Raw genomic sequence first — 21289 nt, forward strand, 5'->3', positions numbered from 1 at the left:
GCCGGCGATGACGGTTGACGAAGATCCTTTTGCGGAACCCGACGACACCGACCGGACGGTGATCCGCCCCAATCCCGGCGGGCGTCGGGCCGGGATCGCATCTGCCCCCCCGGTCGAGGCCCATGCGCCCATGGCCGCGCCCGCGCCAGAGCCGGCGGATTCCGCGCTGGATGACAGCCTGACCGGAATGAACCCGCTGGTTGCCAGTGCCGCCACGCTGTTCGCGCTTATCAGTCGCATCCGCAATCGCGCGCAGCACACCGACCCCGAGGCCCTGCGTCAGGCGGTAATCGCAGGCGTGCGCAGCTTTGAAACCGACGCCATGAGGCGCGGCTGCGACCCCCAGCAGGTCAAGGTCGCGCGCTATGCCATTTGCGCGACGCTGGACGATGTGGTTCTGAACACTCCCTGGGGTGGAACCTCGGGCTGGGGCGAACAAAGCCTTGTCAGCACCTTTCACCGCGAAACCGTCGGTGGCGACCGTTTCTATGATCTGCTGTCGCGGCTTGAGCAGGATCCGGCGCGCAATATCGTCCTGCTGGAATTCCTGTTCATGTGCCTGTCCCTGGGCTTCGAGGGGCGGCTGCGCGTCGAGAATGGCGGCGCGGATCGCCACCTGCAGGTGCGCCAGGGGCTGGCCTCCACGATCAGGCAGCAGCGCGGCCCCGTGGAATCCGACCTGTCACCGCATTGGAAGGGGGTGCAAAAACCCTTCCGGGCGCTTTCGGCATGGCGGCCCTTCTGGATCGCGGCGACGGTCATGGCGGCCATTGGCGCAATGGGCTTTCTCAGCCTGTCCTGGGCGCTGTCCTCCAGGACGGAACGGCTTTTGGGCACCATGACCACGCTGGAAAGCGGCCCGCCCCCGGAACTGGCCCGCCGCGCGCCGCCGGTCGCGGCTGCCCCGGTCTATGACGAAGAACAGATGAAGCGCATCGCCGGCTTTCTCAGCGCCGAGATCGAGGAAAAGCTGGTCACCGTCTTTCAGGATGCCAACACCATCACCATTCGCATGAAGGGGGCGGGGATGTTCGGCTCGGGCTCGGACGTGCTGAAACCCGAGTTCAAGGCCCCGATCTCACGCGTGGCGGCCGCGCTTGCAGAAACCAGCGGCCCTGTGCTGATCGCGGGCCACTCGGACAGCCAGCCGATCCGCTCGGCCCGCTTCCCCTCGAACATGCACCTGTCGCTGGCGCGGGCGGAAAGCGTGCGCAAGATGCTGGCGACCCAAATTGCCGATCCCGCGCGCCTGACCGCCGAGGGGCGCGCCGATCGCGAACCCATCGCCCCGAACGACACGGCCGCGGGGCGGGCCGAAAATCGCCGGATCGAGATCGTCCTGCAGCGGGAAGGCGTACCTGATGCCTCGGTCTCCGCTACCGAAAAGGCGGTGAAGTGATGCGCAAGGTTCTGGCGGCCCTGGGATCGTCGATCGGGATCACGGTGATCCTGACTCTGGTGCTTTCCGCGGTCCTGTGGCTGCTTGGCCCCTTCTTCGCCTTCGGAGAGGCCCGCCCCTTTGTCGAGGTGCCGGGGCGTCTGGTGGGGCTGGCCATCCTGTGGATCGCCTCGTTGCTGATGGTGCTGGTCCTGCTTTTGCGCGGGCAGAAGCGCGAAACGAAGATGGCCGAGGAAATCGTCGCCACCGCCGACCCCGAGCCTTTGACCGATCTTGGCGTCGAGGCCGAACTGGCCGACCTGCGCGACAAGCTGAAGCAGGCCCTGTCGAAACTGCGCCGGACCAAGGGCGGCGGGCGGCATCTGGCGGTCCTGCCCTGGTATGTCATCATCGGCCCGCCCGGCACGGGCAAGACCACCGCCATCGTCAATTCCGGCCTGAACTTCCCCTTGGCCGAAGAGATGGGGGCGGGCTCGATCGGCGGTGTCGGGGGGACGCGCAACTGCGATTGGTGGTTCACCGATGGCGCGGTGCTGATCGATACCGCCGGGCGCTATACCACGCAGAAAAGCGATGCCAGCGCGGACAATGCCGGCTGGATGGGCTTTCTGGCCCTGCTCAAGAAATACCGGCGCCGGCAGCCGATCAATGGCGCGATCGTGGCCTTTGGACTGTCCGACCTGCTGATGCAGGATCCGGTGACGCAAAAGGCCAATGCCGCCGCGATCCGGCGCAGGTTGCACGAGTTGCGCGAAAAGCTGGGCGTGCGTTTTCCGGTCTACATGATGTTTACCAAGGCCGACCTGATTGCTGGCTTTTCCGAGACCTATGACCGCCTGCCCAAGGAACTGCGCGAGCAGGTCTGGGGATTCACCCTGCCGCTGCCGCAGGGCAAGACGCAGCCTTCCTCATCCGCCGCCTTCGACGAAGAATTCGACCTGCTGATGGCCCGCCTGAACGCGCATGTTCTGGAGCGGATGCAAAGCGAAACCGATCCGCAGCGCCGCAGCCTGATCGCGGGGTTCCCGGGGCAGCTGGCATCCGTCCGGCGGCTGGCAAGGGATTTCGTGACCGAGGTGTTCCAGGAAAACCGCTATGAACACGCACAGCTTCTGCGCGGTGTGTATTTCGTTTCCAGCACGCAAGAGGGCACGCCCATCGACCGGCTGATGATGGGCATGGCGCGCAGCTTCGGCATCGGGCGGCAGGCCATCGGCTCGGGGCAGGGGACGGGGCGCAGCTTCTTCCTGACGCGGCTGCTGGATGGCGTGATCTTCCCCGAGGCGGGACTGGTCAGCGCCGATGACAAGGTCGAGCGGCGCTATCGCTGGACCAGATACGCGGCCATCACGGCGACGGTGCTTTCCGCCGTGGCGGTCGGCATTCTGTGGCACAATCTGTGGCAGGACAATACGCGCCTGCGGGAACAGGTCGAAACCCAGGTCGAAGGTTATCGAGCGGCCGCCGCGACGATCCCGCCCGGGCCAGTGGCCGACAGCGACCTGCCGCTGGTCGTGCCCGCGCTGGAATATCTGCGCACCATCCCCGGCGCGGGCGTGCCGTTGACGCGGGCGGGGCTTGGTTGGGGGCTGGACCAGTCCGCGGTGCTTGGGAATGAAGGTCGCCTTGCCTATCGGGCCGCGCTGAACCGCCACTTTCTGCCCCGCCTGCTGGTCCGGCTTGAGGACCAGATGCAAAGCAGCATCAACGATCAGGTGGCGCTTTTCGATCTGCTCAAGGTCTATCTGATGCTGGGTCAGGTCGGGCCGATGGATCGCGACATGGTCGAGGACCTGCTTGCGGCGGACTGGTCGCGCGCCTATGCCGGGTCCAGCCGGGACGAGTTGCGTGCGGTTCTGGCGCAGCATCTGGACGCCCTGCTGTCGGCGCCGATGCAGAAGATCGACCTGAACGCCGATCTGGTCGCGCAGGTCCAGGACGTGCTGACGCGGATGCCGCAGGCCCAGCGGATCTACAAGGGCATCATGCAAACCGACATGGCCAGGCAACTGCCCGCGTGGCGCCCGACGGACATCGGCGGCCCGGCCATTGCGCGGGCCTTTGTCCGGTCATCGGGCAAGCCGCTGAACGAGGGCATCGAGGGCATCTATACCCGCCGCGGTTTCCACGAGGTCTTTCTGCCCGAAGCCTTGCGCGTCTCGGCACAGATCCAGCGCGACGCCTTCGTGCTGGGGCCCGCGGCATCCCAGCAACTGTCCCAGGACGCGCTGACCGCGCTGTCCCGCGACATCCTGGCGCTTTACTATAACGATTACGTCGCGCGTTATGACCAGATGCTGTCCGATCTGGACATCGTGCCCCTGCAATCGCTGCCCCATGCGGTCGAGGTGACGAATGTCCTGTCCGGCCCCGCATCCCCCATCCGCCATGTGCTTGAGGCAATCGCAAAGGAAACAAGGCTTGCCGATGTCGACGACCCCACCCCGGCCCCGGCGGACAGTAAGACCGGCGGAGAGGTGGCGGCGGATGTGGGCGCGGTCGCGGCCGCCCTGCCAGTGAAGGTGCTGCCCAGCGGGGCGCTGTCCACCTTGCCCGCGCAAAGCCGCAAGATTCTGGATGCATTATCCGCGCCAGAGGTTCCGGGCGGGGAGCCGGTCCCCCAGGGCAGCTATGTCCAGAAGCGGTTCGAGGCCATCCAGGCCTTGGTGACGGCACAGGACGGCGCGCCTTCGCCCGTCGACACGCTGATCGCCAGTCTGGCGGACCTGAACCAGGAACTGAACAAGCTGGCCTTCGCGGGTGGCGCGGCAAAGGCCGAAAACTCGGCCCCCGCGATCCAGAAGCTGGTTCAGGTCGCCTCGCAGCTTCCGGTTCCGATCCAGCGCTGGGTGTCGCAGGTCGTGGCCGGGTCTTCGGGGATCGCCGCCGACGGGACCCGCGCCTCGATCAACGCGAAATGGCAGGCCGAGGTCCTGCCGCTGTGCCAGCAGGCCACCACCAACAAATACCCGTTCAGCAGGCGCGCGGCGGCGGATATCTCGATTCAGGATTTCACCAGCCTGTTCGCGCCGGGAGCATTGATCGACAAGTTCTTTTCCGAGAACCTGGCCGAGCATGTGGACCGGCGCAGCCGGCCCTGGACCTTCCGCAAGGTGAACGACACCGATCTTGGCATCTCGCCGCAGGTCCTGCTTCAGATGCAGCACGCGTCGGACATCCGCGATGCCTTCTTTGCCACGGGCGCGACGCCGCAGGTCCAGTTCCAGATCACCCCCGAGGCGCTGGACCCGCAGGCCAACGCGATCCTGCTGGAGCTTGACGGCACGCGGGTCGGCTTTGTTCAGGGGCAGAGCCAACCCGCCCCCGCCGCGATCACCTGGCCGGGGGCGGTCGGGATGGGCAGGGTGTTCATGGACCCACCCCGGCAAGGATCCGAGAACTCGATTGCGCGGGACGGACCCTGGGCGCTGTTTCGATTGCTGGACGCTGCCGAGATCCGCCGCACGAATGTCAGCGACCGCACGCGGGTGATTTTCAAGGTGGGCGGGCGCATCGCCATTTTCGGGATGCAATCAGGCTCGGTCATGAACCCCTTTGCGCTGGCCGCGCTGGGAGAGTTCTCGTGCCCGGCGTCGTTCTGAGATGGCCGCGTTCGGGGCCTTTGGAAAGATGCCGGGGCTGGGCGACTTCTTCCGCTTCGGCGTGGCCGCGGATTTCGTCGCGGGCTGGGACGTCTGGCTGCAATCCGGCATTCTGGCGGCGCGGGCGGCGCTGGCAGGCCGATGGGATGATTGCTACCTGTCGGCTCCGATCTGGCGATTCACGCTGGCACCCGGACTTGCAGGGGCCGAAGCTGCGCAGGGGGTGCTGATGGCATCGGTCGATCAGGCGGGGCGGCAGTTCCCGCTGACCCTGGTGCGCGCCTTGCACGACGGGGTCGACCCGGTGGCCGCGCACCTGTCCGCGGGCGCGCAATTCGATGCCCTGGAAAAGGTGGCGCTGTCCGCGCTGGATCAGGACCTGTCCGCCGCATCGCTGAAAGAGCGCCTGTCGCCGATACCCGCCTCCACCGCCCTGGAAGCCAGCGATGGTGCAGCCGCGCCCGGCTTCCTGTGGCTTCGGGCCAGCGATCCCGCCCCGGCGCTGGCGGCAATGCTGGCGGGGCGGGAATTTCCGCGCCCGGCGCTGTTTTCGGCCCTGATGCCGGAGGGACAGTGCCTGTTCCTGTCCGCCGGCATGCCCCCCGCCGCCCGTTTCGCCCAGTTGATCGACCCTGCGGGACTTCAACCATGACCCAACTGTTCTACAGCAGTGCGACCCATATCGGGAACGTGCGCAGCGTGAACGAGGATTCCATTCTGTCACTGCCCGAGCAGCGGATCTGGCTGGTCTCGGACGGGATGGGCGGGCATGAATCGGGGGATTTCGCCAGCCAGACCGTGGCTGCGACGGTCGCCTCGGTCGCCGTGGGGTTGGCGCCCGCCGAGGCGATGCATGCCCTGCGCGACGCGCTTTTGGCCAGCCACGACACCATCCGCGCCGAAACCGCACGTCGAAACGGCGCGATCATCGGGGCGACCGTGGTGGCGCTTCTGGTGGCGAACAACCACTTCGTCGCCTTCTGGGTCGGCGACAGCCGTCTTTACCGCTTTCGCGATGGCGGGATCGAATTGCTGACTTCGGACCATTCCCTTGCCGGTGATCTGGTCAGGGCAGGCGCGATGTCATGGCGCGACGCCGAGGGCCACCCCCATGCCAATGCCATCACCCGCGCGGTCGGCGTGGGTGAGGTGCTGGAGCTTGACAAGATCCGCGGCGACATCAGGCGCGGCGACCGTTTCCTGCTTTGCTCGGACGGGCTGACGAAATACGCGGATTTCGACGATCTGCGCGCCATCGTCACCGGCACCCCGCTGGAGATCCTGTGCGCCAGACTGATCCAGACCGCATTGGACGGCGGCGGGGCGGACAATATCTCGGTCGTGGTGGTGGATGCGGCCTAGGCCCGGCGATCGTGGGGCGCGGCTTGACCGGGCCAGCGGATGGATGACGCCGACGCGTCGCGCGCGGCGTCATTCGTCCAGCGCCGGGAAGTGTCAGTGATGATGCTCTGGCAGCGCCTTCAGCGCCTCTTTGTCGAAGCGGGTGACGCCGTGGACCGTGCCATCTTCGTCGCGCATGAAGTCGATCTCGGCCACGCGAATGACGACGGGTTTTGCCCCGATGCCCAGAAAGCCGCCGACATCAATGACAATCTCGGCGTCCGAGCCCACGCCATGAAGATGCGAGACGGTCCCCACCGTTTCATCGTCAGGGCCATAGATGGTCGCGCCCGTCAGCACGGCATCGGTCTTTTCGGTCTCATCGAGACGCTGGTGCAATGTGTGGTCCATGTCAGGTCCTTTCAGTGGCTTGCAGGGTGAAAAAGGCGTCCCCCCGGACAGTCCGGCCCGGATCCCGATTTCCTTTGCGCGTTCGGGGCTGACCCGCCCTTTTCCAAGGACCTGCCAACCCACGACTCGGCGGAATGTTTCCGGGGTGCGGGCAAGATTTCACCCTTGATCGTGCCGCGCGACTGTCGGCCCTATCGGCGATGGGGCGGGGCGTCCCGGTCTTTTCGACGTAATGCCTGCCAGATCATCAGCCCGGTCAGCAGGAAAAGGGGCGACAGGCGGCGGGGATGCTGCGTGGCGGTGACGGGCATGTGCGCATCCCCCGGTGGGATAATCGGCGGGGTGATCGGCGGGACCAAATGCGCGCCGGTTGCCTGCTTCTCGATCTCGGCGTTGAGTTCGGCCCCCGACAGCACGACAAAGGCCGACAGCCACAGCCAGGTCAGCAGGATGACCACCCCGCCCAATGCGCCATATGTCTCGGAATAGGTGCCCAGATACTGGACATAAACCGAGAACCCGGCCGTCGCGATGATCCAGATCAGGGTGGCCGCCGCCGCGCCGGGGCTGATCCAGCGCCAGCGCGGCTGTGACCGTGAGGGTCCGAAGCGATAGATGAAGGCCAGGCCCGCCATCGTGAACAGCGCCAGGATCACCCAGCTTGCCCAGGGAATGACCGCTTCCGCAAAGCCGCCCAGCGGCAAAAGGCCGACGATGGAGGGCAGAAGCAGCGCCAGCGCCAAGGTGATCAGAAAGCCGAAAAGGATCGCCACCGTCAGTACGAATCCCGTGACATAAAGCCGGACGATGCCCCGTTCCTCGTCGGCATCATAGGCGATGTTCAGGCCCTCGATCAGGGTCATGACACCTTTCATCGAGCCATAGATCGCCAGGACCAGCCCGGAAAGCGCCACCACTCCGCTGCTGGTGCCGCTGGCTCCGGTGACAGAGACGACCTGTCCCCTGATGATCTCTGCAGCGCTTGGCGGCAGACGCGAGGAGTAGCGCGCGAGTTCGCCGCCCAGATCCGAGGGATCAAGGAAAAGACCCGAGATCCCGACCAGGGCGACGATGGACGGAAAAAGCGCAAGCAGCCCGTAAAAGGCAATGCCCGCCGCGACGACGGAAACGTGATCCTCGACAAGCTCTTTCCTGAACCGGCCGAAGATCTGCTTCCATCCCCTTGCGGGAATCCTTGCCGGAGAAGCCGCCGCAGCGCCGGCGAGTTGGTCTGGCGCGTGCGGGCCGGGTTTCATGCCGCCTCGAATGTCTCGCGACGCGAAGGGGCCACATGCCGCGCAAGGATGGTCTGGTGCAGATAGCCCGGCGCGGATGCATGCCGGGTCAGCTGGATCTGCCGCAACTGGCCAAGCGCGTTGCCGATCTCTTCGGCTGCCGCGAGGCGTTGGCTTCGTTGTCCGTCCGTCAGGTCGGAGAAGATCACCAGCTCGCCACAATCGCTCAGGCTTTCGGCGCAGCGCTGCGCAAGCAGGCGCAGTTCCCCCCGCCCAAGCCGGGCGATGATATCCGACAGCAGGATCAGATCGAATTCGCGGCGGGGCCATTGGCCGGGAATGGACGCGTGCCTTGCCCTTGCCTGCGGACGGCAGATCAGTCTTGCCCGCTCGCGCTCGACTGCGCGGGGGGCGTCGTCGATGACCAGATACCTGTCGGCCCGTCCGGCAAGCTGCGCGGCGGTTTCGTCTGCCGTGCAGCCGACCTGAAGGACGCTCGAATAATGTCCGCGCGTGAACCCTTGGGCCAGCAGCTGCGCGTGCGGGCGCGCGGAAAACGCCATGACCTCATGACCATTTTCGGCGCGCTGCCCCGACTGCCCGTGGCGAAGTTGCAAGTTCATTTTGCTCGGATCCTTTTCTTCTTTGGGATGCCAATCCCGCAGCGCCGCATTCGGTTCCATGACGAAACCCGGCGCGGAAGCGGTCCTACGTTTCTGCGCCCCGGATCCAGCCGTGGGGGGGGCATCGCGCGCGCGGGACCGCGCGCCAAACGCTTTCGAGGCGTATCAGATGCCCGGGTCACAATAATTTTTCCTTGGGAACATCGGGGCCTGCCGCCTGTTGGACCCGCAACCGGCTGACACCGGAGACAAGAGGAGATCGAGACATGAACAAGCTTTTTGCCACTTCCGCAGTTATCGCAATTCTGGCTGGCCCCGCTCTTGCCCAAACCGCGCCGGATCCGGCAGCGCCCGCCACGACCGACGCGCCTGCGACGACGATGCCCGCGGACGGTGCGGTGACCCCGCCTGCCGCCCCCGCGCCGGATGCGGCGGTTGCCCCGGCTGATGCGGCCCCGGCTGACGCAGCCACAACTGCCCCTGCGGCCGGATTTAGCTATATGGCGACGGCTGGCGACATGTCCGCCGAAACCTTCATCGGCAAGCGGCTTTACACGTCGGAAACGGATGTCGATCCCGGCGCCCAGATCAACGAAGTCGACAAGGGCTGGGACGATGTCGGCGAAATCAGTGATCTGGTGCTAAGCAAGGACGGCCAGCTGAAGGCGGTGCTTGTCGACGTGGGCGGCTTCCTTGGCATGGGTGAGAAATCCGTGGCCGTGTCCATGGACCAGCTGCGCGTGATCCGCGACGGGGACTCGGAAAACGACTATTTCATCGTCTTCACCGCAGACAAGGCAGCACTGGAGGCCGCGCCCGCCTTTGAGTGGCCGGACATGTGACACCGGCCTTGCCAGCAGGGTTTGACGACCAACCTCCGCCTCATCCTTGGGGCGGGGGTTTTTCTTGGCCGGGCGTCTTTCTGACCTTGGGGGATTGCGGGGCTGGGGAATGGTCTGTCCGCGGCTGGAACAAACGCCCCCCCTTCAGGTTTGGCCCTCGGAAGCGAAGGGACGTGCCAACAATCTGGAGGACTGAGGATGAACAGATATTGCATGATCGTCGCAAGTGGCGCGCTTGTCACTGTCTCGGCGCTGGCGGCGCAAGCCGACTGTGCGGCAGAGATCGCCAAACTGGACAGCACCGCATCAGCCCCGGCGGAGGGCATTTCCAAGGACGGCTCTCTGGCCCCGATGCAGGACGGATCGGCCACGCAGGGGCAACAGGCAGCGGCCAGCCCGGAAAAGCCAGCCTCGGACGGGGTCGCAAAGGACGGCACGCTTGCTCCGCTGGAAGGCCAGGGGAATGCCGACAAGACCAATCAGGCCATGTCCGCGGACGATGCCCAGGCGCAGCAAGAGGGCAAACCCACGGCAGCCGCCGAAGCGACCCAGGGGATGGCACCAGACGCATCGCTGGCAGAGGCGCGCGCAGCTTTGGCCGCAGGCGATGAGGAAGCCTGCATGAAGGCGCTGGAGGCCGCGAAAGCCGGTTGAGGACGACCGGAGGCCGCAAGTTGCCGCGGCCCCCATCCGGTCAGCGAAAGGCGAACAGGTCTTCGTCGGAGTCGCTTTTCCCGGCTATCCGTGCAGCAACGATCTGGGCCGCGATCATCGAGAACGTGACGCCGTTCCCGCCGAATCCCATCACCGCATGGGCGTTCCGAAAGCCCGGAACACGGTCGATGATGGGTAGGCCGTCCGTCGTGTTGCCGAAAGGCGCGGCCCAGACATAGGCGGGCGCGCCGATCTCGACCCCGCAAACCGCGCGCAGCTTGGCCGCGATGCGCCTGGCACTTGCCTGCATCCGCGCCCGGTCGCGGTAGGCCTCGGGCGCGTCGCTGTCTTCACCGCCCGCGATGATCCTGCCGTCACGCGCGGTCCTGAAGTAAAGATAGGGGTCGGCAGCTTCCCAGACCAGCATTCCGTCCAGCCAATCAGGCCGCGCCACGCGGGGATGACTGGCCAGCGCCCAGGTCGAGGTGATGCGGTGCGACCTGCTTTCCATCATCGGCAGGAACTCATAGCCGGTGCAGAAGACCGTTTGCCCCGCCGTCAGGATGCTGCCCTCGGCGGTCGCCAGCGCCACGCCGTCGCATGTTTCGGCCAGATCGGTAATCTCGCAGGGCGAGACAATTTCGGCGCCGCGTCCTGCCGCGACCTTCAGCAGCGCCGCCGTCAACTGGGCGGGATTGGCCGAGGCCGAGGCCTGCGACAGGATCGCGGCCGTCCGGTCGATCCGGAAGCGCCGGCCAAGCTCGGCTTGGTCAAGGTATTCGCTGGCGATCCCGGCGTCCTGCCGGGCCTCGAATTCGCTGCGCATGGCGCGCCGGCCCATCTCGTCCCCGGTCAGATACAGTGCCGATTTCGCCTGCATGTCGCATTCGATTCCAAGACGCCCCGCAAGCGCCTGCAGATCCTTCACCGCCCGGACAGAGCGTTGCCATGCGCGCACCGCCTTGTCCGGGCCGATCTGCCGGGCCAGCCGATGCAGCGGAACGTCGATTTCGTGCTGGATCATCGCGGTCGAGGCAAGGCTTGATCCCCGCACCGGAACCCTGCGGTCAAGGATCAGGATGCGACGCTTGTGCCGGGACAGCGCCTCGGCCATCAGCGCGCCGCTGATCCCGGTGCCGACGATGATGACATCCCATGCCTTCGCGGAAGGCGTCGGGATCGAGGGCGCGGTGATCGCCCTCGTCGCGGCCCAGAAAGGCTCGTCGAGATGCAGGCGGCGCTTTCTCGTGCGGACAGGTTCGGCGGCCACGATCAGGCAAGATCCCGCAGGTTTGCCTCACGGTCCCAATAGCGCAAGGTTGCGGCCTTGGGCAGATCCGCAAGGTTCACGACGCCCTTGTCCGGCTTGACCCCGGCCCGATCCAGCAGCGGCTTTGCCCCTTCGTCATGGCCGATCGCCTTGAGATGGGCAAAGGCGTCGGCGACGAAGCCGACGGCGGCGCTGTCCGCTGCCAGCCGCTTTGCGGCTGCGTCGGTCAGGACCAGCGCGACCGCATCGAAAAGCCATGACGGCGAACCGGCCAATTGCCCGTCGGCCTTCATCCTGCCGCCCGCCAGATCCAGCCCGCCCACTTTCGGCGCGATGGTAAAGGGGGTGCCGCCCGCCTTTTCGATGGCCCCGATCAGGGCATCCAGCGCCGCCTTGTCCGATCCCTCGTCGAACAGGATGCCGACCTTGCGGCCCTTCAGCGTGGCGTTCCAGCGCTTCTGGATCGACAGCGCGTCGCTGGGGGCAAGATCGATCGCCGGGCGTTCCGGGACCGCGGCTTTCGGCAGATCCATCGCCAGCCCCTTGGCAACGCGTCCGGCCAGACCTTCATCGACATTGCGCAGCTGCGACAGCACCCGCAGCCGGATGTGATCCAGCCCGACCTTGGACAGTTCGAAGGTGATGGCCGAGGCGATATGAGCCTGTTCGTTCTGGGTCTGCGAGTTCCAGAACAGGCGCGGCTGGCTGTAATGGTCGGCAAAGCTTTCGGCGCGGACCCTCAGCTTTTCGCCCGCGACCGGCTGCGGCGCGGTGCGGAAGCCGTCCTCGCGCGGGCGCGGGCCAGGGTCTTCGCCCGCCTCGTCCAGACTGTTCGGCTCGTAATTCGCGCGCCCCTTGGGCACATGGGTCTGCATCATCCCGTCGCGCATCATGTTGGCATAGGGACATTTCGGCGCATTCACCGGGATCTGGTGGAAATTCGTCGTCCCCAGCCGCGATTTCTGCGTGTCGAGATAGGAGAACAGCCGCCCCTGCAGCAGCGAATCATCCGAGAAGTCGATCCCCGGCACCACGTTCGAGGGCAGGAAGGCCAGCTGCTCGTTCTCGGCGAAGTGGTTGTCGGGATTGCGGTCCAGCACCATGCGCCCGATCACGCGCAGGGGCACCACTTCCTCGGGGATGATCTTGGTCGCGTCGAGCACGTCATAGGGCAGGCTGTCGGCCAGTTCCGCATCGAAGCTTTGGATCGCAAGGTCGTATTCGGGGTAATTCCCCGCGGCGATCGCCTCCCACAGGTCGCGGCGGTGATAGTCATTGTCGCCGCCCTGCAATTTGGCGCTTTCGTCCCAGACCAGCGATTGTGTCCCCAGTCGGGGCCGCCAGTGGAACTTGACGAAGCTTTCGACCCCATCGGCATTGACCAGCTTGAAGGTGTGGATGCCAAAGCCCTGCATCATCCGATAGCTGCGCGGGATGCCCCGGTCGGACATGGCCCAGATGACGGTATGCAGGGTCTCGGGCATCAGCGAGACGAAATCCCAGAACGTGTCATGGGCCGAGGCGGCCTGCGGAAAGCCACGGTCGGCCTCCATCTTCACGGAATGGACGAGGTCGGGGAATTTGATCGCGTCCTGGATGAAGAAGACCGGGATATTGTTGCCGACCAGATCCCAGTTGCCCTCGTCGGTATAGAACTTCGTGGCAAAGCCGCGCACGTCGCGGGGCGTATCGACCGAGCCTGCGCCGCCCGCGACGGTGGAAAAGCGCACGATCGTCTCGGTCCGCTTGCCCTTTTTCGAAAACAGGCTGGCGCGGCTCAGTTCCGGGATCGGGTCGGTGCATTCGAAATAGCCATGCGCGACCGAGCCGCGGGCATGGACGATGCGTTCGGGGATGCGCTCATGGTCGAAATGAAAGATCTTTTCGCGCAGGATGAAATCTTCCAGAAGCGTCGGGCCGCGCGCCCCCGCCCGCAGGCTGTTCTGGTTGTCCGAGATTGGCGTGCCGTGGTTGGTCGTCAGCGCGGGGATGTCGCCGCGGCCGATCTGCTGGGTCTCGCCGCCTTCGCCGGTGGTGCGGTCATAGGGATTTGCCATCTTCCTGCCTTCCGATTTGGGTGGGTAGGGGCGAGCGACGGCCCGTGGCCCGCCCGGATCAGTGATCGACGCGCGGCTGCGCATCTTCGACATCGCCTCGTCGTTCTGCCGGGCCTTGGCGGTGAAGCCGACAGGCCCAAGGCACACCGCCGCTTGCCCGATGCAGGCCAAAACGTCTTCGGGGGGGCATTGTTCCAGCCGACGCACACGGGGTTGGCCCAACACGATGACAGGCGGTCGGGAATCGGTCCTTGCCCACCACCATTGCTTTGCGGGGTCGGGGCAGGGGTGTAGAATGGGGTGCATGTTGAGCAAGGGGAGCGCGCGATGAGCACGACCTTCAACGTTCACAAACCCTCGGCCTATGATCAGTTGATGGGTCGCTGGAGCCGACAGCTTGCACCGCTGTTCATCGAGTTTGCTGGCGTGGCCGATGGCGAGACGGTGCTGGATGTCGGTTGCGGCACGGGCAGCCTGACCTTTGCGCTGACGGATATTCCCTTCTTGTCCAGGATCGAGGCGATCGACATTTCGCCGGTTTTCGTCGAAGCGCTGCGGACACGGAATATCGACGCGCGGGTGGCGGTGCAGCAGGGCGATGCGCAATCGCTTCCTTTCCAGGATCGCGCCTTTGATCGCGTGTTCGCGCTGCTTGTGCTGCATTTCGTTCCGGATGCCGACAAGGCGATCGCCGAAATGCGCCGCGTTGCCCGGCCCGGCGGCACGGTGGCCGCAGCAGTCTGGGACCATGCGGGCGGCATGCCCGTGATGCGCATGCTTGTCGATTCCATCGCGGCCATCATTCCCAAGGCAGAGGCGTTCCGCACCCGGTTCTGCTTTCAGCCGATGACGCAACCGGGTGAACTTGAGCGTGTCTTCATGTCAGGCGGCTTGCAGGACGTTCAAGAGACCGAGTTGACGATCCGGATGAACTATCGGGACTTCGACGATTTCTGGACGCCGATCGCTGCCGGAGAAGGCCCGTTCGGGGCGCTGATCGACAGCCTGTCGGAGACAGAGCGCCAGCAAGCGGCAACAACCATGCGCGCGGCATATGAAGCCGGACGGCCTGACGGGCCACGCTCATTTACCAGCACAGCCTGGGCCTGCAGGGGGCTGGTTCCCTGAGAAGCCGGGCCACGCGCGCTTGATCGATGATGAAACCAGGGCCACCGCGACCGCATTTGGTGGTGCATCTCACCGATGCCCGATCCGAAACGCAGGAGCGTCAAATTGCATCAGAACAGCACCGCAAACCGTGACGACAGCAAGGATTGCGCCGTCATCGGCTGTGGACCGGCGGGATTGACTGCGGCCATCTATCTTGCCCGTTTCCTGAGAAGCGTTTCGGTCTTCGACGGTGGACCAAGCCGTGCGTCCTGGATCCCGAAATCGCACAATCACGCAGGCTATCCGGATGGAATTGCAGGGGATGAACTGCTTGCGCGCATGCGCAGGCAAGCCGGGCAATTTGGCGCGAGATTCATCCAGGAGCGCGTCACCTCGATCTCGCGCCGGGGTAATGGCTTCCTGCTTGGCCACGAAACCGGCGAGGCGAGGTTCAGGACGGTCTTGCTGGCAACCGGTGTCGTCAATCGCCGGCCGCCAATCGACGACGCCATTCATCAGGCGGCGATGGATGCCGGTTTCCTGCGCTACTGCCCGGTCTGCGATGCCTATGAGGCGAGATGCACGAAGATTGCGGTGCTTGGCGCGGATGGGGTCGGTGTTGCCGAGGCCATGTTCCTTCGCCGGTATTCGGATTGCGTCACCTTGCTGACCCTCAAGGAAAGCGCGCTTCAGCCTGCCCATCAGGATGCGTTGGCAAAAGCCGGCATCAAGGCCCTGGCGTCGCCCGTCACCGAGTTCGATTTTTCATCGGGCGCCGCAGTTACCCTGGCGAATGGCGACAAGGTGCAATTCGACACGCTTTACCCCGCCCTCGGGTCGGATCCGAATAACGACCTTGCCCTTTCACTTGGGCTGGTGGTTTCCGGGGACAGGTGCCTGGTTGCGGACAAGCACCAGCGTCTGGGCATCAAGGGGCTTTACGCCGCCGGCGACATTCTGGCGGCGCTTGACCAGATCAGCGTTGCCATGGGGCAGGCGGCAATCGCAGCCACCACCATGCACAACGACTTGCGCGACGAAGACGATCAGACCTGGAAACCCGTCTAGCGGCCGGTTTCGCGCATCGCCGGACCCCGACGGCCGCCAGCGGCGTTATTGTGTTCAAGATACGCTGAACCCCTGATCCGGACATATGCCATGACCCGCGCGACCATCGCTTTCGGATGTCTTGCCGTCATCGCCCTTTCCTCATGCGCTCCGCCGGTGGAACGCTGCGAGGCAAGGGTCTCATCAGAATATTCGCAGGTTTCCCGGCTACTGGCCGAGGTGCAGGGGAACCTGTCCCGTGGCTACGCCTGGCAGAACGAGATCAGGGATGGCGGTGGTTTCAGCTTCTGCGCGGGCGGGTATAACGGCGACTACGGTGGCTGGGGATGGGGCGGCGTGGGACTTGGCACCTGCTACGGCGGGACGGACGTCGTGAGGACGCGCGTGCCGATCGACCCCGCCGCCGAGATGCGCAAACGCGACGCGCTGCAAAAGCGGCTGGACGCGCTTGCTGCGCAGGGCCCCGCCGAATGCGCCGCGCGTTACGGGCAGGCGCAATAAGGCCCGCAGCCATTGCATGAGTGCAACGTGACGCTGCATCTGCTAGGCTATGGGCAGAGGACGGTTCGGCCCGGCAGGTTTGCGGGCGGCGCCGGGGTCTCCGGCTGACGCCTCGCCCGATACCGGGCCCTCCAGAAAGGGAGGATGCAGGCATGACCCGAGAGACGATTGGAAATCCGCTAAGCTGGAGCGTGCAGAGGCTGGCCGGTGTCGGACGCGGTGCCGGCGCGGCGGTGGACGGGATCGGCAGCCACGACATCACCCTGCCCGAGATCAGAGAGATCGGCCTTGGTGATATCCGGGCCGCGCTTCGCAAGGGGATCGAGGATTTCGCCGCGCTGCGCACCGACGTCCTGACCGCGGTGGTGCTTTATCCGGTGATCGGCTTCGCCCTTGCCGTCTGGGCGCTGAACGCGGGGCAGGTTCAACTGCTTTTCCCGCTGGTCGCAGGCTTTCCGCTGGTGGGACCGGTCGCGGGGATCGGGCTTTACGAGATGAGCCGGCGCCGTGAACGGGGCGAGGATGTCAGCTGGACCGCCGCGCTGGCCGCGCTGACGGGCCGGGTACTGGGGCCGGTGTTGTCGCTGGGCTGCCTTCTTGCGGTGATCTTCGCGCTGTGGATTTTCACCGCTCACGCAATCTGGTCCGTCACCCTTGGACCCGAGCCCTATGAAAGCCTTCTGCTTTTCCTGCGCGCAACCCTTACCACCAGCGCGGGTTGGATGATGATCGTGGTCGGATGCGGAGTGGGCTTTCTTTTCGCTGCCCTCGTGCTTTGCGTCAGCCTGGTGTCATTCCCGATGCTGATCGACCGCCCGGTGGGCATGCCGGTGGCGATGGCGACCTCGCTTGCCGTCGTTCGCCGCAATCCGGTGGCGACGGCGCTTTGGGGGCTGATCGTTGCCGCCTTGCTGATCCTGGGAATGATCCCGCTTTTCGTGGGGCTGATCGTCGTGCTGCCCGTCCTGGGCCACGCGACATGGCATCTTTACCGCCGGGCCGTGGTCTAGCGGCATCATCCGGCGGGGCATGCGGGCCGCAAATCGGCTTGCCGTTCCGGCATCCGTCCTGCGGTCCGTGGCCCGCACCGAAGTCGCTTTTTCTTTCGCCATTTTCGCGGGTTGCCCTTTTATAGAACCCGATCAGGAACCACATCGAAACCAGCCCATATCAGATGCGAGGACGTCGGATGATCCGGAACCTTTCTTTCGTCGCATTGCTTTTCTGCGCTGCGGCGGGAACGGCAATGGCAGATAACAGGCCGCTGACCGCCGGCCATATCCAGGAGGCCGCGATCATGGGCCTTAACCCGCAGGTCTTCAGTCGCGTGGAAATTGCGCAGGTCGCCGGTGAACCGACGTGGCGCGACCGCCGCGACCGGATCCGCCTTATCCTTCAGAAGAAGGCCAAGGCGGGAGAGGACATCTCGAACCCGTTCACCTCAAGCAGATGGCAAGGGGTTGATGGCGGGATTGCGCAAAGCCGATAGGATCTGAAGGCGGGTCCGGTGGTTGGTCAAGGCAAACCGCCGGCCATCGGGGACTTGGCCCGCGCCGTTGCCGCTACAGGATGAAGTCCGAGGCCGACAGATCGATCGACTTCGCGATCTCGATCGAGAAGTCGGCAACGCCGTCGCCGTTGACATCGCCATGCACAAAGGTCGCATTGGCCGTGCGCACCCAGCGCAGCTCGCCCGCATGATGGCTGAACGCGTCGTCGTCGATGAAGGTGAAGGCCTGATTTCCCGCCACCCGCGTATTCGCATCGATGGCCCCCAGATTGATCTTGTCATGCTGGGCCGAACTGAAGTCCACGATGACATCGCGCCCGGCCGCGGCGGGCTGGGATTCGGCGATGCTGAGAAAGACAAAGACATCCGCGCCCGCGCCGCCGGCCAAGGTATCGGCCCCCGCGCCACCGGTCAGGGTGTCATTGTCGGCGCCGCCTTCAAGCCGGTCGCGATCCGCACCACCGACCAGCCTGTCGGCGCCCGCCTCTCCGTATAGGCTGTCGCTGCCGGGACCGCCATTCAGGCTGTCCGCGCCGGTGCCGCCGCCCATCCAGTCGTTGCCGGCCCCGCCCAGCAGGGTGTCGTTCCCGGCCTCGCCATACAGGACGTCATTGCCGGTGCCGCCGTCCAGCGTGTCATTTCCATCGCCGCCGAACAGGGTATCGGGCGCGTCGCCCCCGGAGAGAAGGTCGTTGCCTGCCTCTCCGTAAAGGGTGTCAGAGCCCGCCCCGCCATAGGCCCGGTCGTTCCCGCTGCCGGTATAGAGCACGTCGTTTCCGGCGTCTCCGATCAGCAGGTCCGCGGAGGCGCCCCCGTAAAGCGAGTCATTCCCCTGCTGCCCGTTCAGCGTGTCCGCGCCGATATCGCCATAAAGCACGTCATTGCCGTCGCCGCCCAGCAACTGGTTGTTGCCCGCCTCGCCCAGCAGGGTGTCGGCGCCGGTGCCCCCGGACAGCACGTCATTGCCAGCGCCGCCGAACAGCTTGTCATTGCCCGCGCCGCCTTGCAGCGTGTCGTGCCCTCCATAACCCGCCAGCGTGTCGCCGCCCGCGGTTCCCACCACAAGGTCGTTCCCGCTGAGCAGAAGCTGGCTGAAGGTCTGGTTGTTGAAGGACCGGAAAGCATTGGCGAGGCTTGCGGCCGGGACGGAAAGCGACGTGGCCTCGAACAACGTCACCCCGCCCGACACGATCCGCAGCGACGTTACCGTGCCGGCCTTCATCGCGCCCACGCCGCTGCCGGAATAGGCCAGGTTGGTTCCGCCCAGCACGGCGTAATCCGTCGCGCTGTCGAACAGCCGCAGGGAACCGGGTTGCTGGCTGACTTTGGAATAGTCCAGGACCGTTGACCAAGGGATCGCGGTCATGTTCCGCGCGAACCCGGCCGCGGTGTTCAGAATGAATTTGGCCATGACAAACGACTTTTCGACAATCCGAAGTTGCAGGAAGATGGGGTGCCCCACCCGTTATTCAAGCGCCGGAGCCGGCCTGTGGTTCCGATACCATTGGGTCAGTTGCCCGATCGGCAGGGGTGGGGCGTAAAGGAAACCCTGCGCATGTTCACAGCCGATCCCTCGCAGGAACTCAGCCTGTGCCGCGGTTTCGACCCCTTCGGCGATCACGTCCAGCCCGACCGATCCGGCCATCGTGACCGCCCATTCGATGATCCTTTCGCCCCTGACCGTGCCTGACAGTTCCCGCAGCAGGTTGCGATCAAGCTTGAGACGGTCGAAATCATATTTCCCCAGCGTGACCAGATTGCCGTAGCCCGCGCCGAAATCGTCCAGCACGATCGAAATTCCCATCCCGTGCAGGGCCGCGATGGAGGCTGCCGCCGTGGCTTCGTCGCACAGGCAGACGCCCTCGGTGATCTCCAGTTCCAGGCGCCGGGGCGGGAACCCCGATGCCGCGAGGATTAAGGCGACACGCTTGGGAAAGCCGGGATCCCGCATCTGGATGGCCGAGACATTGACGGCCAGTCGAACGGTGTCGGGCAGGTCCAGGGCGGCGATCTCGGCCACGGCGGTTTCGATGACCCAGGCCCCGATCTCGCCGATCAGGCCGGCTTCTTCGGCGACCGGGATGAACCTCTCCGGCTCGACCTCGCCCAGAACCGGGCTGTGCCAGCGGGCAAGCGCCTCGAACCCCGAGACGGTTCCATCCGCAAGCCGAAGCTGGGGCTGGAACCGGACGCTCAACTGGCTCTGGCTGAGCGCAAGGCCAAGCTCGGCCCCGATGCGCTGGCGGTCCCTGATGTTTTCCCGCGCGCAGCCCTTGGCCGGAATGTTGCCCGTTTCGTCCTGCAATTCGCGCGCCTCCGTGCGTCCGTCCATTCAGTTCCGGCTGCGGGCGGGGATCCCGTCGCGCGCAGACTTGACCGCGTAAAGCAGCTGATCCGCCTTGGCGAGAAGTTCGGCATGGTCCCAGAAGGACTCGCTGGCCATCGAGACGCCAAGGCTGATGCCGACGCTTGCCGTTTCGCCATTAATGCCCACGACGATCGGCTGCCGGACCGCTTCGGCCAGTCGGCTGGCCATCTGGTCCGCATCGCTTCTGTCGTCGCAGACCATCAGGATGGCGAATTCGTCCCCGGCCCATCGCGCCACCACATCATCGGCGCGGACGCAATTCGTCAGCCGCGTGGCAATTTCCCGCAGAACCTTGTCCCCCGCGGCATGGCCGTGAATGTCGTTTACCGGCTTGAACAGGTCGAGATCGCCAAACAGCAGCGCAAGATCGCTTCGGCGCTCGGCCAGCAGATGACCCAGCCGCTTGTTGAACCCGGCACGGTTCAGCAGGCCGGTCAGCGGATCGGTCTCGGCCTCGTCGATCAGGGCCAGATGGCGGGCATAGGCGTGCGAGGCGTCCTGAAAGACGATCACGCCCCCCATGGTATCGCCCTCGGTATCCTTGACGATCGAGGCCGATTTCGTCACCGGCAAAAGCCCGCCCGACCGGGTGCGCAGCATGGCTTGCGGCAGGTCAGCCGTCGCGATTTCCGCCGGATCGGGGTCGAACAGCTTCATCGGTTCGCCATCGGCGGTGACGACCGGAAAGACCCGCGCAAGATCGCTGCCATAGGCGTTTTCCGCATCCCAGCCCGTGATCCGCTGCGCCGAAGGGTTCATCCACGAAATGCGGTCCTGATTGTCGGTCGCGATGACGCCGTCGCCCACCGCATCGAAGGTGGCTTGCAGGATCTGGCGCTGGCGGTGGACCTCTCGCAGGGCCTGCACCAGCCGGTTCTTGTTCAGGTAAAGCTCCAGCAGGACGGAAACCTTGGACAGCAATATCTGCTCGTTCACCGGCTTCTGGACATAGTCGATCGCGCCGGACATGTAGCCCCGGATCTGGCTGACCTCGTCCGAATTCGACGCGGTCAGAAAGACAATGGGCGTTTCCGCCGAGAACGGGTTGTCGCGCAGGTATTCCGCGACTTCGAACCCGTCCATCTCGGGCATCTGCACATCCAGCAGGATCAGGGCGAATTGCAGGTCAAGCGCCAGCGACAGCGCCTCGTTGCCGGATTGCGCGACCACGATATCGGCATCGACATTGCGCAGCAGTGTCCGCATCGCGATCAGGTTGGCGGGGATATCGTCCACCAACAGGATCTTGGGGCGATCGACCGGCTCGGCCAGGTACTTTCCGGGGATACTCGTCATTC

The 21289-nt window shown here is 65.2% G+C and carries 19 protein-coding genes; 11 read left to right on the forward strand and 8 right to left on the reverse strand.

What is annotated here, in order from left to right:
- Window positions 1–7: 7 nt before the first annotated feature.
- From tssL to ACO2Q4_RS04690, 4 genes are read left to right on the forward strand one after another with little or no spacing between them, the layout of a single operon-like run.
- Window positions 8–1399 carry a type VI secretion system protein TssL, long form gene (gene tssL, locus ACO2Q4_RS04675; RefSeq protein ID WP_423317624.1) on the forward strand — a complete coding sequence of 464 codons (1392 nt, stop codon included), beginning with the start codon at window positions 8–10 and terminating at the stop codon, window positions 1397–1399.
- Window positions 1399–5001: a type VI secretion system membrane subunit TssM gene (gene tssM, locus ACO2Q4_RS04680; RefSeq protein ID WP_423317626.1), complete on the forward strand. Its 3603-nt coding sequence runs from the start codon at window positions 1399–1401 to the stop codon at window positions 4999–5001. Before tssL ends, tssM begins: the two co-directional genes overlap by 1 nt.
- A gap of 1 nt (window position 5002) precedes the next feature.
- On the forward strand, window positions 5003–5653 hold the full coding sequence (tagF, locus tag ACO2Q4_RS04685; RefSeq protein ID WP_423317628.1) for a type VI secretion system-associated protein TagF: 651 nt from the start codon (window positions 5003–5005) through the stop codon (window positions 5651–5653).
- Entirely contained in the window at window positions 5650–6363 is a 714-nt protein-coding gene (locus ACO2Q4_RS04690) for a PP2C family protein-serine/threonine phosphatase (RefSeq protein ID WP_423317630.1), read from the forward strand. The genes tagF and ACO2Q4_RS04690 overlap by 4 nt, the downstream gene beginning before the upstream one ends.
- A gap of 93 nt (window positions 6364–6456) precedes the next feature.
- On the opposite strand, the gene ACO2Q4_RS04695 is transcribed toward ACO2Q4_RS04690, so the two are convergent.
- From ACO2Q4_RS04695 to ACO2Q4_RS04705, 3 genes are all read right to left on the reverse strand, one after another.
- Window positions 6457–6753 (reverse strand): PRC-barrel domain-containing protein, encoded by a 297-nt coding sequence (locus tag ACO2Q4_RS04695; RefSeq protein WP_311759399.1) that lies wholly within the window; start codon window positions 6751–6753, stop codon window positions 6457–6459.
- 191 nt (window positions 6754–6944) lie between these two features.
- The gene (locus ACO2Q4_RS04700) at window positions 6945–8009 is read right to left on the reverse strand and encodes a YihY/virulence factor BrkB family protein (RefSeq protein ID WP_423317633.1); all 1065 of its coding nucleotides are present in this window, start codon (window positions 8007–8009) and stop codon (window positions 6945–6947) included.
- The gene (locus ACO2Q4_RS04705; RefSeq protein ID WP_423317635.1) at window positions 8006–8611 is read right to left on the reverse strand and encodes a hypothetical protein; all 606 of its coding nucleotides are present in this window, start codon (window positions 8609–8611) and stop codon (window positions 8006–8008) included. Before ACO2Q4_RS04705 ends, ACO2Q4_RS04700 begins: the two co-directional genes overlap by 4 nt.
- A 266-nt stretch (window positions 8612–8877) precedes the next feature.
- Between ACO2Q4_RS04705 and ACO2Q4_RS04710 the strand changes: the two genes are divergently transcribed.
- Together ACO2Q4_RS04710 and ACO2Q4_RS04715 are read left to right on the forward strand one after the other, a co-directional pair.
- Window positions 8878–9453, forward strand: a complete 576-nt coding sequence (locus ACO2Q4_RS04710; RefSeq protein WP_423317637.1) for a PRC-barrel domain-containing protein — start codon at window positions 8878–8880, stop codon at window positions 9451–9453.
- A 198-nt stretch (window positions 9454–9651) separates the two neighbouring features.
- The gene (locus tag ACO2Q4_RS04715; protein ID WP_423317639.1) at window positions 9652–10107 is read left to right on the forward strand and encodes a hypothetical protein; all 456 of its coding nucleotides are present in this window, start codon (window positions 9652–9654) and stop codon (window positions 10105–10107) included.
- A 40-nt stretch (window positions 10108–10147) separates the two neighbouring features.
- On the opposite strand, the gene ACO2Q4_RS04720 is transcribed toward ACO2Q4_RS04715, so the two are convergent.
- Together ACO2Q4_RS04720 and ACO2Q4_RS04725 are read right to left on the reverse strand one after the other, a co-directional pair.
- On the reverse strand, window positions 10148–11377 hold the full coding sequence (locus ACO2Q4_RS04720) for an NAD(P)/FAD-dependent oxidoreductase (RefSeq protein WP_423317641.1): 1230 nt from the start codon (window positions 11375–11377) through the stop codon (window positions 10148–10150).
- A gap of 2 nt (window positions 11378–11379) precedes the next feature.
- Window positions 11380–13434, reverse strand: a complete 2055-nt coding sequence (locus ACO2Q4_RS04725; protein ID WP_423317643.1) for a catalase — start codon at window positions 13432–13434, stop codon at window positions 11380–11382.
- Between the two features lie 327 nt (window positions 13435–13761).
- Between ACO2Q4_RS04725 and ACO2Q4_RS04730 the strand changes: the two genes are divergently transcribed.
- The 5 genes from ACO2Q4_RS04730 (at window position 13762) to ACO2Q4_RS04750 (ending at window position 17602) form a co-directional block, all read left to right on the forward strand.
- Complete coding sequence (locus tag ACO2Q4_RS04730; protein ID WP_423317645.1) at window positions 13762–14562, forward strand: class I SAM-dependent methyltransferase; 801 nt, start codon at window positions 13762–13764, stop codon at window positions 14560–14562.
- Window positions 14563–14667: 105 nt separating this feature from the next.
- On the forward strand, window positions 14668–15612 hold the full coding sequence (locus ACO2Q4_RS04735; RefSeq protein WP_423317647.1) for an NAD(P)/FAD-dependent oxidoreductase: 945 nt from the start codon (window positions 14668–14670) through the stop codon (window positions 15610–15612).
- Window positions 15613–15702: 90 nt separating this feature from the next.
- Window positions 15703–16113 carry a hypothetical protein gene (locus ACO2Q4_RS04740; RefSeq protein ID WP_423317649.1) on the forward strand — a complete coding sequence of 137 codons (411 nt, stop codon included), beginning with the start codon at window positions 15703–15705 and terminating at the stop codon, window positions 16111–16113.
- Window positions 16114–16265: 152 nt separating this feature from the next.
- Window positions 16266–17123, forward strand: a complete 858-nt coding sequence (locus ACO2Q4_RS04745) for a DUF2189 domain-containing protein (RefSeq protein ID WP_423317650.1) — start codon at window positions 16266–16268, stop codon at window positions 17121–17123.
- 236 nt (window positions 17124–17359) lie between these two features.
- On the forward strand, window positions 17360–17602 hold the full coding sequence (locus ACO2Q4_RS04750; RefSeq protein WP_311759388.1) for a hypothetical protein: 243 nt from the start codon (window positions 17360–17362) through the stop codon (window positions 17600–17602).
- 73 nt (window positions 17603–17675) lie between these two features.
- Here the strand turns inward: ACO2Q4_RS04750 and ACO2Q4_RS04755 are convergent, their stop codons facing one another.
- From ACO2Q4_RS04755 to ACO2Q4_RS04765, 3 genes are read right to left on the reverse strand one after another with little or no spacing between them, the layout of a single operon-like run.
- A complete protein-coding gene (locus ACO2Q4_RS04755; RefSeq protein ID WP_423317653.1) occupies window positions 17676–19034 on the reverse strand; it encodes a calcium-binding protein in 1359 nt (452 codons plus the stop codon).
- A gap of 54 nt (window positions 19035–19088) precedes the next feature.
- On the reverse strand, window positions 19089–19955 hold the full coding sequence (locus ACO2Q4_RS04760) for an EAL domain-containing protein (RefSeq protein WP_423317655.1): 867 nt from the start codon (window positions 19953–19955) through the stop codon (window positions 19089–19091).
- Window positions 19956–21287 carry a diguanylate cyclase domain-containing protein gene (locus ACO2Q4_RS04765; RefSeq protein ID WP_423317657.1) on the reverse strand — a complete coding sequence of 444 codons (1332 nt, stop codon included), beginning with the start codon at window positions 21285–21287 and terminating at the stop codon, window positions 19956–19958. It abuts the gene before it with no gap.
- Window positions 21288–21289 lie beyond the last annotated feature (2 nt).

It is taken from the genome of Paracoccus sp. KR1-242, assembly GCF_049446195.1.
Taxonomy (GTDB): domain Bacteria; phylum Pseudomonadota; class Alphaproteobacteria; order Rhodobacterales; family Rhodobacteraceae; genus Paracoccus; species Paracoccus broussonetiae.

Excerpts from the sequence above, each read along its gene's own strand:
- ACO2Q4_RS04760 (WP_423317655.1), bottom strand. The coding sequence starts at position 19,955 with ATGGACGGACGCACGGAGGCGCGCGAATTGCAGGACGAAACGGGCAAC.
- ACO2Q4_RS04695 (WP_311759399.1), bottom strand. The coding sequence starts at position 6,753 with ATGGACCACACATTGCACCAGCGTCTCGATGAGACCGAAAAGACCGAT.
- ACO2Q4_RS04690 (WP_423317630.1), top strand. The coding sequence starts at position 5,650 with ATGACCCAACTGTTCTACAGCAGTGCGACCCATATCGGGAACGTGCGC.
- ACO2Q4_RS04715 (WP_423317639.1), top strand. The coding sequence starts at position 9,652 with ATGAACAGATATTGCATGATCGTCGCAAGTGGCGCGCTTGTCACTGTC.
- ACO2Q4_RS04700 (WP_423317633.1), bottom strand. The coding sequence starts at position 8,009 with ATGAAACCCGGCCCGCACGCGCCAGACCAACTCGCCGGCGCTGCGGCG.
- ACO2Q4_RS04750 (WP_311759388.1), top strand. The coding sequence starts at position 17,360 with ATGGCAGATAACAGGCCGCTGACCGCCGGCCATATCCAGGAGGCCGCG.
- ACO2Q4_RS04740 (WP_423317649.1), top strand. The coding sequence starts at position 15,703 with ATGACCCGCGCGACCATCGCTTTCGGATGTCTTGCCGTCATCGCCCTT.
- ACO2Q4_RS04710 (WP_423317637.1), top strand. The coding sequence starts at position 8,878 with ATGAACAAGCTTTTTGCCACTTCCGCAGTTATCGCAATTCTGGCTGGC.
- tagF (WP_423317628.1), top strand. The coding sequence starts at position 5,003 with ATGGCCGCGTTCGGGGCCTTTGGAAAGATGCCGGGGCTGGGCGACTTC.
- tssM (WP_423317626.1), top strand. The coding sequence starts at position 1,399 with ATGCGCAAGGTTCTGGCGGCCCTGGGATCGTCGATCGGGATCACGGTG.
- ACO2Q4_RS04725 (WP_423317643.1), bottom strand. The coding sequence starts at position 13,434 with ATGGCAAATCCCTATGACCGCACCACCGGCGAAGGCGGCGAGACCCAG.
- ACO2Q4_RS04765 (WP_423317657.1), bottom strand. The coding sequence starts at position 21,287 with ATGACGAGTATCCCCGGAAAGTACCTGGCCGAGCCGGTCGATCGCCCC.
- ACO2Q4_RS04745 (WP_423317650.1), top strand. The coding sequence starts at position 16,266 with ATGACCCGAGAGACGATTGGAAATCCGCTAAGCTGGAGCGTGCAGAGG.
- tssL (WP_423317624.1), top strand. The coding sequence starts at position 8 with ATGACGGTTGACGAAGATCCTTTTGCGGAACCCGACGACACCGACCGG.
- ACO2Q4_RS04705 (WP_423317635.1), bottom strand. The coding sequence starts at position 8,611 with ATGAACTTGCAACTTCGCCACGGGCAGTCGGGGCAGCGCGCCGAAAAT.
- ACO2Q4_RS04755 (WP_423317653.1), bottom strand. The coding sequence starts at position 19,034 with ATGGCCAAATTCATTCTGAACACCGCGGCCGGGTTCGCGCGGAACATG.
- ACO2Q4_RS04730 (WP_423317645.1), top strand. The coding sequence starts at position 13,762 with ATGAGCACGACCTTCAACGTTCACAAACCCTCGGCCTATGATCAGTTG.